This is a genomic window from Terriglobales bacterium, from assembly GCA_035651655.1.
Classification (GTDB): Bacteria; Acidobacteriota; Terriglobia; order Terriglobales; family Acidobacteriaceae; genus DASRFG01.
In genome coordinates, this window is record DASRFG010000008.1 from 15,114 (window position 1) to 28,755 (window position 13,642).

10 protein-coding genes are annotated in these 13,642 nt (G+C 56.6%); all 10 read right to left on the reverse strand.

Annotated features, from left to right (window positions below):
• Nucleotides 1–7 precede the first annotated feature (7 nt).
• On the reverse strand, nt 8–1,138 hold the full coding sequence (locus VFA76_04290) for an ion channel (GenBank protein ID HZR31059.1): 1,131 nt from the start codon (nt 1,136–1,138) through the stop codon (nt 8–10).
• A gap of 71 nt (nt 1,139–1,209) precedes the next feature.
• The gene (locus tag VFA76_04295) at nt 1,210–2,490 is read right to left on the reverse strand and encodes a tetratricopeptide repeat protein (GenBank protein HZR31060.1); all 1,281 of its coding nucleotides are present in this window, start codon (nt 2,488–2,490) and stop codon (nt 1,210–1,212) included.
• A gap of 138 nt (nt 2,491–2,628) precedes the next feature.
• Nucleotides 2,629–3,753: a DegT/DnrJ/EryC1/StrS family aminotransferase gene (locus tag VFA76_04300; GenBank protein ID HZR31061.1), complete on the reverse strand. Its 1,125-nt coding sequence runs from the start codon at nt 3,751–3,753 to the stop codon at nt 2,629–2,631.
• Nucleotides 3,754–3,758: 5 nt separating this feature from the next.
• On the reverse strand, nt 3,759–5,210 hold the full coding sequence (locus tag VFA76_04305) for an alkaline phosphatase family protein (GenBank protein ID HZR31062.1): 1,452 nt from the start codon (nt 5,208–5,210) through the stop codon (nt 3,759–3,761).
• 54 nt (nt 5,211–5,264) lie between these two features.
• Nucleotides 5,265–7,112, reverse strand: coding sequence for an alkaline phosphatase family protein (locus VFA76_04310; GenBank protein ID HZR31063.1), 1,848 nt, complete (start codon nt 7,110–7,112; stop codon nt 5,265–5,267).
• A 1-nt stretch (nt 7,113) separates the two neighbouring features.
• Nucleotides 7,114–7,341, reverse strand: a complete 228-nt coding sequence (locus VFA76_04315) for a hypothetical protein (protein HZR31064.1) — start codon at nt 7,339–7,341, stop codon at nt 7,114–7,116.
• 93 nt (nt 7,342–7,434) lie between these two features.
• Entirely contained in the window at nt 7,435–8,244 is an 810-nt protein-coding gene (locus VFA76_04320) for a 3'(2'),5'-bisphosphate nucleotidase CysQ (GenBank protein ID HZR31065.1), read from the reverse strand.
• A 15-nt stretch (nt 8,245–8,259) separates the two neighbouring features.
• On the reverse strand, nt 8,260–10,044 hold the full coding sequence (locus VFA76_04325) for a bifunctional sulfate adenylyltransferase/adenylylsulfate kinase (protein HZR31066.1): 1,785 nt from the start codon (nt 10,042–10,044) through the stop codon (nt 8,260–8,262).
• A gap of 207 nt (nt 10,045–10,251) precedes the next feature.
• Complete coding sequence (locus tag VFA76_04330; protein HZR31067.1) at nt 10,252–12,486, reverse strand: TonB-dependent receptor; 2,235 nt, start codon at nt 12,484–12,486, stop codon at nt 10,252–10,254.
• A 157-nt stretch (nt 12,487–12,643) separates the two neighbouring features.
• A partial coding sequence (gene glmS, locus VFA76_04335) for a glutamine--fructose-6-phosphate transaminase (isomerizing) (GenBank protein ID HZR31068.1) occupies nt 12,644–13,642 on the reverse strand: 999 nt, incomplete at its 5' end.

Genomic DNA, 13,642 nt, shown 5'->3' on the forward strand with positions numbered 1-13,642 from the left:
GCCTGTTTTAAAAATGATCGTCGGTTCTTGTAGCTGCCGTTGCTGTAGAACCTGAGATCCGTCCCCAAGCGCTGGTTTTCCAATTATCAATCACGTCCTCATGGGCTATCCATTCAGGGACGGGTAGCGCGAGGAAGTCGGACAAGGCAAAAACGTAAGGTTCATACATGCTGCGAAGTTCGGCCAGCCTTTGGTCGGCTTTGGCGCTGGCGTGTAGCGATAGGCCCGCGTTTGCCAAAAAACCTCGTAAACGAACAAGCTCATTCGGGGGCAGACGAACCTTCTCGCTGACCTTGGGCGTGGTGCTAAACACCTGCGCCAAGTCAACAACGGCGTGACGAGCCATGGCAAAAGTAAGTTGCGCCTGGCGAGCGCACATTCCGTCGATCCCTACCATCGTCAAGGAACAAGTATCCAGAATTGTGGTTAAGGCTCCCAACCAGGATTGATTGTCATGTTGCGAACGAAAGTAGCAGAGCACTGGATAGGAGATCGCGCTTTCCAGGAGGTCTGCCGCCCAGCGCTCCCACTCATAAAGCAGCTCGCGCAGGTCCGACAAGCTGTTGTCCTGAGCATGGCGTCGCAGCAACTCCGCTGCGGTTGGCGGAGAACCCGCCCTGGCATCAAGCAGCGAGATGTTCACTTCACGCCGCGAAAACGACTGGTACAGAACAGGCAAGTATCCAATCACCAATGCGAAAAAGCCAAAACCAAAACTTGCTTCCAGAACTACCAATGCGCGTCCAGCAGTGGTAACGGGGACCACATCGCCAAGCCCGAGAGTGAAAAGAGTGGTTCCGCTTAAGTAGAGGTCGGTCCACAGGCCTCTTCCGTACGCCTCTCCCTTGAGCTGGGAACCGAAGCCGTACTGCAATAGAGCAAAACCAAATAACAGACCTACTGCCCAGAATATGAGCAGAAAGATAAGAGAAAGCGGGCCATAAATGCTCAGAAGCGCATCTCGGCGGCGTCGTTTCCGGACCCTCAAGGCCAGCCATCTCCATGGCCTCCAAGTCGCGCGGTAAAAGCCCCGAGTTAGCCGGAAACGGCGCGTCACACGTCGTGGAAGCACAATGGTCTCGAATGCCTCCCACAGCACGATCGCAACCAGCAGGCATCCCAACACGGCCCAGAACATGGCACTCCTCGCGCAACATAATGTAACAGGTTGAGGATGAATGGTCGTGAGTTCCAGGGGTGAAGAACCGCCTAGTTTTGCTCGGCGGGGTCGGGCATGCGTTCACGCAATGCAGTCAAGAACGCAGGATCAACGGCAGCGCCCAACGATTGCGCCGTATGCACCTCGTCCCAGGCGTTCTCAAAGTGTTGGGCAGCTTGGGCGGAGGAAGTGTGAGTGCCGAGACTCCACTCGGCCAGCGCCATCCCGGTGTGCGCAGCCGCTAATTTGAAATGAATGCGAATTGCTTGACGGTATTCGTCTATCGCTTCTCTCGTCATTCCCTTGGAGGCCAAGAGCACACCTAAATAGTAGTGCGAGTCTGCGTCCAGAGGATTGTCGCGAACTGCCATATAAAACTCGACGATGGCCGGCTCTTCCTGTTTCAAGTGAAAGAGAGACATGCCCAGCCCGCTATGTCCTCCGGCAAAATTCGGCTGGAGGTGCAGCGCATTGCGAAACGATGCAGCCGATGAGGCAAATTTTCCTTGCCGGAACAACGCTGCCCCAAGATCGTAATGCAGTTGTACGTTCCGCGGCTGCGCCGCCAGGGCAGTGTTGAGTTCGGCTATGGCAGCATCAAGTCTGCCTTGCGCGATCAATTGAGTAGCTTTTCGTTCGTGGGAATTAACACGGAGCGCGGATATTCGGGCGTGAAACAATCCCGTGTCCAGACTTACCACGAAACCGATCACAGCAATTGTCAGGGCGATCGCGGCCGGTACCCAATAGGCGTGTGAGAGTCTGGTGTCTTTAACCCGCGGCTCCGCGATCGGCGCCTGCGGCGCGGTGACCGGAGACTCGCGAGGAACAGTTGCAGTTTGCGCATTGCTGGCGACCGCCGCCAAGCGATGGTCAATCCCCGCTACATCAGCTAGGGCCGTGACTATCCATCCAATCACCAGTTGTAGTGTCTTCGGCTGTAATTGGGTAAACGTGCTGGGCAGGTTCGAAAAAATCTCGAGTACCCCGAGCATTCGCTGCTCGTGAATTATGGGGACGATGAGCAAAGAACGAATGCTATGTGACCAATAGCGGCCGAACTCCCGGCGAGAGGTGGTCCAGGTATCGTCACACCTAAGCATCAGGCCCGCACGCGCGCACTCGTCCGCAAGTCGGTCATCTTCGAGAATGGACGCGCCGACGTGGGCGCGAGTGATCAAGCGTTCCCGCTCCAGGAGTTTGAGAACCATCGCATCGGCTTGAAGCACTGCCATGGCTCTCGCGGTCACCAAACGCATGGCCGCCTCAAGCCGACTCGCGGCCGCGGCCGAGTTTTGCTGCACGATAAGCAATGGGGAAGCCGCGCTCATTTAAAGTGACGACCGGCGAAGAGGTTTGCTCAATTTATACACCAATTCAGCCCCCAGATTGAGAGGATTTCGGTGCAGGAAATCGGCCGAAAGGGCAAGAGCACCGCGGCATTCGGACAATACCGAGGTGGACGTCGGCTATCCGCGCCCGGCGTTTTCCAGCGCGGCTGCGACGTACTGGATCTGTTCCCGGGTAAGTTCCGGATAGATAGGTAAGGAAAGCACTTCCGCAGCTGCCTGCTCGCTTTGGGGCAGGTCTCCTGGCTTGTAGTGCAAATCCTTATACGCCGGCTGCAAATGTAATGGCACCGGATAATAAACCGTACTTCCGATGTTGCGTTCTGCCAGATATTTCTGAACCAAGTCTCGCTTCGGCAGGAGAACGGTGTACTGATGGAACACATGCGTACCCCAATCGGCACGTTTGGGCGCAACTAACCCCCTTATTTTTTTGAGCAGCGAGTCGTACGTCGAAGCGTGGCCGGTTCGCGCGCGGTTCCACTCATCCAGATGCCGCAGTTTAACCCGCAGCACGGCGGCTTGAATTTCGTCGAGCCGACTGTTGTAGCCGATTTCTTCGCTCACATATTTATGGACGAAGCCATAGTTCCGCAATTTATGGATTCGCGCGCTGATCTCTTCTGAGTTGGTCACCACCATGCCACCGTCTCCCCACGCCCCAAGATTCTTCGTGGGATAGAAGCTGATGCAGCCCACGTCCCCCACGGATCCAGTACGCCGGCCATGATAGGTAGCGCCGATCGCCTGGGCGTTATCTTCAATGACGCGTAAACCGTGACGCCGTGCGATTTCGATGATCGGCTCCATGTTTGCGGCCTGGCCGTAGAGGTGCACCGGCATGATGGCTCTGGTGTGCGAGGTGATTTTCGATTCGAGCTGGGCTGGATCGAGAGTGAACGTGTCTCGCTGAATGTCGGCAAAGACCGGAGTTGCGCCGAGCAAACTTACCGCGCCAGCACTGGCAAAAAATGTAAACGCAGGAACGATCACTTCGTCGCCTGGGCCGACCGCACAGGCCTTCAGGGCGAGAATCAGCGCATCTGTTCCCGAAGCCAACCCGGTCGCATAGCGGGTGCCACAATAGGCGGCGATTTCTTTCTCAAGAGCTTCAACCTGCGGTCCCAATATGAAATGTTGCGACTCATACACTTCACGCAGCGCATCCTGAATTTGCTCCCGAATGGATGCGTACTGCCGGTTTAGATCCAGCACGGGGACCGATTGACTGGTAATCGTGGTCACGCGAGTTAAATGTATCCCAGCCCGGCAAGGCGGTCGTGAATGATGGCGTCTCCTTCTCCGGAGTCGCCCCGCCGTTTGTCGAGGCCGGCCACCAGCGAACGTCCCTGCATGGTGTCTGGCACTTCATAACCTGCCAGATCGAGCAAGGTCGGTGCAATATCCAAAAGTTTTGCACCTTCAAATTCGCCCCTGAGCGGACAATTCGGTGCAGCCAGGATGAACATGCCAAATTGCGCGTGGTTGCAGGCATCAGGACCGGTGTCGTTCTCTTGAACATGCACGCTAGGATGGCCAACGCTGCCGATAGACCGCCACAAAAGTCCCCCGAAATGCACAATCAGGTCGGGGGCGACGTTTCGGACCTGGCGATAGAGTTCATCCGGCTTGAAGACAAGCGACTTGAGCGGCTGGCCCTTGTGGTCAGTTAAGCTCTCGAATTTAGCTTTGATCTGATCGCGGAACGATGCGTAGTCGCTGGCGGGAACCACGCCTTGCGGCTCGCGACCCTGCACATTGAAGAAGACGCGCGCGTAATAGCCGCCTTCACTCCACACCCGGGTCTTTGCCCAATTCACGTCCAACTTGTTAAACGGAGTCACACCCTGCGGCTCTTTATTGAGGACCAGCAGGCCCTGTTCTATGAGCCACTGGTTGACTGCGAAACCGCCGTCGAGCCTCTGCGCGCCGTGGTCGGAGACTACTAGCAGAACCGTGTCTTCATCCACGGTTTCCATTACACGCCCGATCTGTTCATCGAGCCAAAGGTAATAGTCGGGAATCACGCTCTCATACGGATTGCCCGCGCGGTAGTTAACGTGTTGCTTGTCAAAATAGTCCCAAAAGCCGTGGTGAACGCGGTCCAGTCCGATATCAACAAAATGGAAATAGTCCCACTCCTGGTCCTGTAATAACCAATGCACCACCTTCCATTGTTTCCGGCTCATCTCGAAAATTTCGTCGCGTAGCCAATCCTTCCGATCGGTGCGGAAATTCTTTACGTCTACCGGATACTCGCCCACCAATTCCGTAATCTTGGTTTTGATACTCGCCGGGTAAGTGAACTCGTCTTTGGAAGCATCTGGAGTAAGGAAGCACCCAACGCTGATTCCGTTTACACGCCGCGGCGGAAAATTTGGCGGGACGCCGACAATAACGGATTTTTTTCCTTCTCGCGCAATGTGGTCCCAGATTGCTAATGCTTTGATAGAGGCGGAAGTCGCAAACTTCAGATGATCGTAGGAGTGGTCAGCTCGATTGCGAAATCCGTACACTCCGAGCGAGCCTGGGTCCTGGCTCGTACTCATGCACATCCAGGCAGGCACCGTGATAGGAGGAACCACGCTCTCCAGGCGGCCGTACACGCCCAAGTCCATCAGCCGGCGCAGGTTGACCAGACGTTCATTATTAAAAATAATCTCAGGCGCGGCGCAGTCCAGCCCGAGAACGCAGATTTTCATGGATTCACGATATCAGAGCAACGGTACTCTAGACGAGCCGAGCAAAGGAGCCGATCAGAGAAGAGACTGCCCCTCCATCGCCGCCGTAGGGGGAACATCCAGGAAGCCGAGAATGGTTGGCGCCAGGTCAATCATGCGGGCGGTTTCGCGACGCCCTACGCGATTGAGAAGCAGAATTCCGGGCACAGCAGTGGGATCCACAATGTGGTCCCCACTCCAGCGGCGCGTATTATCTTCCAGTAGGGAATTTGCAAACCCGCCCATCGCGCTCTGCCATGAAACGCGAAATCCGGGATTGAAGTTCACGAGCAGGTCGGGTGCATCGCCAACATAAGCGCCGGAGTAAATCTTTTCCCGGCGAGAAACGCTGCAAACGGCAGGACGCTGGGTTTGCGCGTCGGCTGCTCCGGTCAGGCCCTCTTCAATGGCTTTCCGCACCCGCTCCGCCTCGCCGTTTTGTTCCAGAATGCCAGCGCTCTCCCGGCCGCGCAGATTTAAATAAATCCCGCCCAGCCCAACCGCGTACGCGTAGGTTTTTGTCCAATCAACCTGCGCGAATCCATTCAGTTCTTCACCAGGCTTCCGTCCATTTTTCAGCGCCAGCAGGCCCTGCTGCCATAACCAGGTATTAGTGTCGAAGGATCGCCGAAAAGAACCGAAGCCGTGATCAGAGAGCACTACCAGCAATGTGTTCTCATCTACGTTTTCCAGCACACGGCCCAGCAGCTTGTCGCATCGCTGATATAGCTCCTCGATCCGGTAAGCGGCCTTGGCCGCCAGTTCAGGATTGAAAGAGGGATGTTCCCGGTCACGGAACCGCCAGAACATATGCTGGAAGCGGTCTGGCGTATCGAAAAGAACGAAGAAAAAACCTTCGCTGAATCGCTCAAGTTCGAACCACATCATTTTTTCGCGCTCTTCAAGGACAAGCGCGCATTGATCGCAAAATGCGTCCTCATCGAAGCGACCGTTGTTATGGCCGGTGTGATCCTCGGCCATCCCCAGCGTTGAAAAAGGCCCAATGCCCTCCGCCAGCTGCCTCGCGTAATCGGCGGGTGCCGAAACCGGAAACAGCGGCGCAGCAGGGTCGAAGTTCACCGGCGACGCATAAAATTCCAGATGTGGTGAGAGCTGGCGTACGTAGAATCGCACCAGCCCTGAAACCGACTGCAGCATGGAAAGTTTGAATTTCACCCGTATCCATGGCCCCCAGCTCTTTTCCGCGATTTCTACAGTGCTGGGCGCTCCACCGGTTTCGAAAAGCAGCTGGCGGCGCGCTTGATCCACGCGCACTCGAATCTCGCTGGTGAGATCTGCCACCGGCTTCACTCGAGTGTTGCGCGGGCCGATCACATGCGTGCGGAGATTGTCGCCTTGCTCCAGATAAACGAGTTGCTCGTTTTCTTGTTGTTCAACGCTCTTGTCCTGCGTATAGAACGTACCGGTTCCCTGGCCGCCGCGAAGATCGGGCGTGCCCACTCCGGCGAGAATTCTGCCCGAATCCGCATCCGGTGGAAAGGTGCATGGGCAGCGCAGGACGGTACTCGGCACTCCGGCCTTGGCGAGCACCTGCCAGATCGGCATCCCTCTCCTGCGGCTCACGACTCGTGGCTGCGCCAGCATGCTCTTGGGCCGCTCAAAACGGCTGAGGGCGAGATCAGGCTGGTAGGTCTCCGGATTGCGGCAGATGAAATCAAAAATGCCGTGCCCGCCGGGATTGGTGCCGGTAGCGAAAGTGGACCAGGCCACCGGGGTTTGCGCGGGGTACGTGGTCTGCAACCGTCCGTAGGAGCCAAGGGTTTTCAGCTTGGCAAAATTCGGCAGCTCGCCTCGGCCCATCATGGACTCGACAATGGACGGCTCAAGGCCATCGAGGCCAAGTACCAAGACCTTCTTTTTCACACTACTCTCTGATGTGCGAGTTTTCGGATATTCCGGAAGATTGGGACGCCGGGCCGTCCGCCGTTTCGGAAGGTTTGTGCGCTTTGAACAAATTCAGGAGTTTTCCCAGGACGACGAGCACCTTGTTCCAAAAAATGAGCAGAAAGGCGAACACCGCCGCCAGTCCAGAGGTCAAGGGCATCAACTGGTCGGGGCCACCATACAGAAGTGCGAGAATGGGAAACGTCATCTGGCTCCTTGGGGGTCCGGGTCTAGCTAGGATAACACCGCCGAGAAGAACCGTTCAGCAACAACGGACTAGTCGCTATCGTGACGGTTGTGATTACTGTCCCCGATTTGCCGCGCCGACACTTGTGTCAGCCAGCCCGAGTAATGTGCTGAGTTCTTCGAAAATCCCTGGTCCGCTGGCTACCAGCCCTCGTAGCCGCACCTGTTCATTGTTGAAGCGAAGAGGAGCGCCATCTATGGTGCGGATCACGCCTCCGGCAGCCTCAACCAAAGCAGTCCCCGCGGCGACGTCCCACTCGTGTTTCGGAAACAATGTCCAGGTTGCATCCGCCAGGCCGGCGGCTACCAGCGCCAGTTTGTATGCCACCGATCCCATCGGGCGGAACTTAAAAGGCTCATTGGTAAACCGCGTCCAATCTCCGCGTCTTGATTCGCTCCGGCTCGCCAGCACGACTGCGCCCTCGAAGATGGTCCTTGAAGTAGTCTTCACGGGTTGGCCATTGTAGGTGACGCCGCTCTGGCGCGAGCCCAGGAAAACCTCCCCCGTGCAAGGATTGCAAATCCCACCCGCAACAGCTTCGCCGTCTTCCACCAGTCCAATCGAAATACACCACTCAGGGACACTCGCCAGAAATTCCTTGGTACCGTCTAAGGGATCCACGACCCATAAGCGCCGATTGCGCAAGCGCTTGAGATCGTCGGTGGTTTCTTCTGAAAGCCAGCCTTCACCATCGCGAACTAACGCCTGGCGGAGCACGTCGTTAATGGCGTGATCGGCCGCAGTTACCGGGCTACCGCCACTCTTGAGCGCTACCTCTACGCATCCCGGCGTGAACCGCGATGCTACCGAGGCTCCGGCTTGTAGTGCCGATTGAATTCTGCTCAGTATTTGGGAATCAGCCATGTCGAAGGTTCCGACTCACGCCGCGACGCCATTGCCAGCGATATAGCCTTGGCGCTCCAGATGAAGAATGATTTCCTGTGCTGCCTCTTCAGGTGTGGTCTCGCTGGTATCAATCGTTACTTCTGCGTCAGCCGGAACTTCGTAGGGATCGGAGATTCCGGTGAACTGTTTCACAATTCCAGCGCGTGCTTTGGCGTACAGTCCTTTGCGGTCGCGTTGCTCGCAAATTTCAATAGGAGTGGCTATGTGGACAAGAATAAATCCGCCTCCCGACTCCACCCCGGCTCGCACTTCCTTACGAATAGTGTCGAAGGGGGCAATGGGCGCGCAGATCGCGATGCCTCCATTTTTTGTGATCTCCGAAGCTACAAATCCAATGCGGCGAATGTTGATATCACGATGTTCCTTGGAGAAGCCGAGTTCGGACGAAAGATGCTTGCGGACCAGATCACCATCCAGCAGCGTGACCGGGCGACCGCCGACCTCAAGGAATTTCACCATCAAAGCGTTGGCAATGGTGGATTTTCCGGAGCCGGACAATCCCGTAAAAAACACGGTGAAGCCCTGGCGATGGCGAGGCGGATGACTGCGTCGCAGTTCCTTGGCTACCTCCGGAAAGGTAAACCACTCCGGAATTTCGGCCCCTTCAGCCAGCCGCCGCCGAAGTTCGGTACCTGAAATGTTCAGCGCGCGCGTGCCTGCCGGAACCTGGTCCTCGGGGACGTAGCGCGCCAGGTCTTCAACATAAACCATCATGTTGAAGGGAAGCATGCCGACCCCTAGCTCCGCCTCATGCTTGGCCAGCAGGTGCTGGGCGTCATAGGGTCCGTAGAACGGCTTGCCGGCAGAGTCGGCGCCTGGGCCCGCGTGGTCTCTTCCGACAATTAAGTGCGAAGCACCGTAATTTTTGCGGATGATGGCGTGCCACACGCATTCGCGCGGTCCGCCCATGCGCATTGCCAGCGGCAGCAGCGCGAGCTTAGCGGTGTCTTTGGCATGATGCGGCAGGATCGCTTGATAGCAGCGTACGCGCGTGTAGTGGTCAACATCGCCCGGCTTGGTCATGCCAACCGAAGGATGGATCAGCACATTGGCTGCGACCTCTTTGGCCGCCCGCATGGTCAATTCAAAGTGAGCGCGGTGCATGGGATTCCGGGTCTGGAAGGCAACAACTCGTTTCCATCCCAGTCGCGAAAACTCTGCCCGCAACTCCGCCGGTGTAAGCCGTAAAGAGCGAAAGTCATAATGCGTGGGAAGCTGTAGCCCTTCGAGCCGGCCACCGAGGTAATAGGAATGCGCTTTTTGCGCCAGGTATCCAACCCCCGGATGCTCCGGGTTGGTTGTCCCAAACACCATCTGTGCCTCAGCCAGTTTATCGGCCTGCCAGATCTCTTCTACCTGCAAAACTGCCAGCATCACGCCCTCAGGATCACGAAGCGCAATACTCTGCCCGGAGCGCAACTTGCTCGCGAATTCCTCGGGAACATCAAGATTGATGGGCATCGGCCACAGCGTTCCATTCGCCAGCCGCATGGATGAACAGACGGTCTCATAATCCGCCTTGCCCATGAAACCGCGCAACGGCGAGAATCCCCCGTTCAGCAGCAGTTCCAGATCGCATAGCTGACGTGCCGTCAGGTCCCAGGAGGACCAATCACGAGATTTCGCCCGCAACTCCGCCTTTCTCTCTGGCGAGGCCATCAGGTCAATGAGTTCGCCGCCGTGGGGCGGGTTCAGATGGGAAGAAACAGTCTTTGTTGGCGAAGATACTTCCGACTTCGACCGATCAAGTATAGCCACTTCCGTACTCCTTGAAAGAGAGTTCCCTCAGGTCTTCAAAAAGAAGGACGCCAATTCCTGGAAATGCTTTCTCCGATTCTACATTGATTGGGAACGCGCAGAAACGTGCAATAAATATCTTTACGCCTCGAGTGAGCTCGAGACGCAGAAGATCCTAGTGCTTTGACAGGAGAAGAGTTACAGGGGCAGTCCTAGCTGCCCCTGTCCTCAGAAGTGGAATCTCAAACTGCCACCCACTGTGCGCGAAGGAGCGTACTGAATCGGAATTTCTTCGCTCTCCTTTGCGATCTGGTAGCGACTGTCTGAGATGTTGGTCACATCAAATTGCAGGTCCAGGCGCCTTGGTTCAGCATTCCACAGATTGAAGCCAGCGGCTAGATCAGCACTCAAGTGTTGCGGCAGACGCGGCCCAAATTCCACGAGCGTTCCGCTACCGTACCGTAATGCTGAGCCCATCCATGAGTCGCGCCACCGGCGATGATAAAAGATGTTCGCCGTGGCCGTGTGTGTCTGGTCGAAAGCCGGTGAGATCCTTTGCTGTGGCCGCAACGGCTCATTCCCTGCAAAGCCGCCGGTGATCGGCCCATAGAAAAAGGTCCGTCCTACCGCATACTGAAATCGCCCGGTGATGCCGCGCGCTTCCAATTGCTTCATGTTCAAGACAAGTTCAGCGCCTTGCGAACGCGCGGTATGAAAATTGATGGGTAGGAAGATCCGAGAAATGCTGATCTCATGATTCTCGAAACTGTTGTGTCCGGTGTGCAAATAGGTATTCAATTCCAGGCTCATACGCGGCTGCAATTCCTGTGCCCACCCAATCTCAAAATAATTCTGCGTGTAAGCTCTCACGTTGCCAACCCGCTTTTCAGGGTCCAGCGCGGTGCGTCCCATGAAGCTCGCGAGCAAAGAGTATTCGATCGGGGGAGGCGAGAAAAAGCGATTGTAGGCAGCGTGTATGACTGATTTCGACTTTTCGATGTGATAGGCAAGACCAATTCGCGGGCTGGTCTGCACCGCGGTGTCTACCAAATCGAAATGGTCATATCGGACGCCCAAATCCATCGCCAAATTACGCAATGGCGAAAAGTGGTCCTGCACATACATGCTGGCCTGACCGCCGCGTAGTCCGCCGCTGAAAGCGGGAAAGCTATCCGGATCGCCGCGGGGATCGAAGAAGAAACTTTCCAGTTCGCGCAAGCGCACAAGGTCAACGCCGGCTTTTATCAGGTGACCGCGCCAGATATGTGAAACATCGCTCTTGATCCCCAACGTCAAAGCACTACGGGAAGCAGTAGAAACCGGAGTGATAGGGTCGCTGGTCGGCAGCACCCTATCCGAGCCCAGCCGTTGGTAAAGCGATGTCGAGAGAAGCGTGTCAGAGCTAAACGTGTGCCGCCAATTGAGGATTGCAGTCTGTTGCCGCAAATGGCGTTGCGCGTTGCGGCCAACCGCCTGGTCGTCCGGTATGTTTGGCTGCTGGAAATTGGCGCCATCGCCCATCAGCAGCAGTTTGAAGGCGTCTTTGCCGTGAGCATTCCAGTCAAGTTGAACCGTGCTCCGCGCGCCTTTGCCGAAGTCATACAGTTCTTCCGGCGCAGGAGGATCCAGATATCTGCCTGAGGTGAACCCATCTACAAAGGCGTAATAACCCAGCTTCTTGTACTGGCCGCCGTAGTCGGCATTCAGATCATAATTGTCGAGCGTTGCCCCGCGGTAGTTTACGTCCCCGTGACCACCCAGATCGGCTCCTGAGCGGGTGGTAATATCCAAAACTCCGCCAAATCGGTTGCCGTATTCAGGAGTGAAGCCTCCCGTCATCAGATCCACAGTTTCAAAGATCTGCGGACTCACTCCAGGGCTAAATTGCGGTTGCGTGTTGTCCAGAAACGACACGCCGTTAATGAATTCATGAAGCGAAAATTCATTGCCGCGAACATTGATGAAATTGTCGTGGCTCTGACTGGCGCCGGGCATGAGGTTGGAGACCAGCGCGTTTGTGCTCTCCACCATCGGTTCAGGAAGAGCATCCAAATCCTGCCGAGTAAAGGTGTACGCCGTCCCCGTCTTCTCTGGATCAATGCTCTGATATTCGCTGTGAACTTGAACGGTCTCCTGCACAGCTTCCTTGCGATTCAATTCCACTGTGAGCGTGACTGGCTGGCGAGATCGCAGCACGAACTGATAGGTAGAGGGATAAAATCCCGGTGCTTCCGTCTTGAGCGAATAATCGCCGGCATCCAGGCTAGTGAACCGGAACTTGCCATCGGCGTCAGTTGTGGTCTGTTGTGTGACCTTATTCTCCGATCGTTCAACACTCACAGTCACACTCGCAAGAGGCTGGCCCTTAGAATCGCGGACATTTCCTTCGACTACAGCCTGGGCCGAAGAGCTTGCGACGCCAATAATTAGAAAGAAGAAAAGACAAAAAAAGCGTTGAACCATGTTTTCGACCTCACCCGAAAGTCTGACACAAGCATTCCCAAAAAAGGGCATCAGTATAATGCCGCAACCGCGCCACAATCCACAGATATCTCACTAACCCAAACTTCTGTTTCACTCAGAACCGGCTACTATCCTGCATCTCCAGGCACTCGCCCGCCTACTCGACGGTGACGGACTTGGCGAGGTTTCTGGGCTGGTCGACGTCGCAGCCGCGGCGCACGGCGACGTGGTAGGCGAGGAGCTGCAGAGGCACGACCTCGAGGATGGGCAGGAGCATCTCCGGCGCCTGCGGGATCCAGAGCACATGGTCGGCGGAGTCGGCGATCTCTTCGTCACCCTCGTTGGCGATGGCGATCACCTGGCCGGAGCGGGCCTTCACTTCTTTTAAGTTGGAAAGCGTTTTCTCGTAGCGCACCACTGAGCCAGGATCATTTTTGTCGCAGGTGGCGAGAATCACCACCGGCAGATTTTCATCAATCAGCGCGTTGGGGCCGTGCTTCATCTCGCCTGCGGGATAGCCTTCGGCGTGGATGTAGGAAACTTCTTTCAGCTTGAGCGCGCCCTCAAGGGCCACCGGATAGTGAATGCCCCGTCCGAGGAAGAGAAAGTCCTGCGCCCGCGAGTACTCCCGCGCCAGCTCCTCGCAGGCCTCTTCGTGGGTGAGCAGGGTCTCGAGTTTTCCCGGAATCAGCGCCAGCTCGTGGATCAGTTTGCCGGCTTCGTCTCGCGAGAGCGTGCCCCGCACTTCACCGAGATAGAGCGCGAACAGATAGAGTGCTGTCAGTTGGGCGGTGAAGGCCTTGGTCGAGGCCACCCCGATCTCTGGCCCGGCATGGGTGTAGATCGTGCCCTGGGCCTCACGGGTCACCATGGAGCCCACGACGTTACAGATGGCGAGCGTCTTTGAGCCCTTGCCCTGGGCCTCGCGCTGGGCGGCGATGGTGTCCGCCGTCTCCCCTGACTGCGAGATCAGCAGGGTAATCGTGTCCGGGCCGAGGATGGGATCGCGGTAGCGCCATTCGCTCGCGTAGTCCACCTCGACCGGCATCCTGGCCAGCCGCTCGATCATGAACTTGCCCGCTTGGGCGGCGTGCCAACTGGTTCCGCAGGCGGCGATGTTCAGCTTGCGCGCGGCGCGGAACTCGGCTTCCGAGAT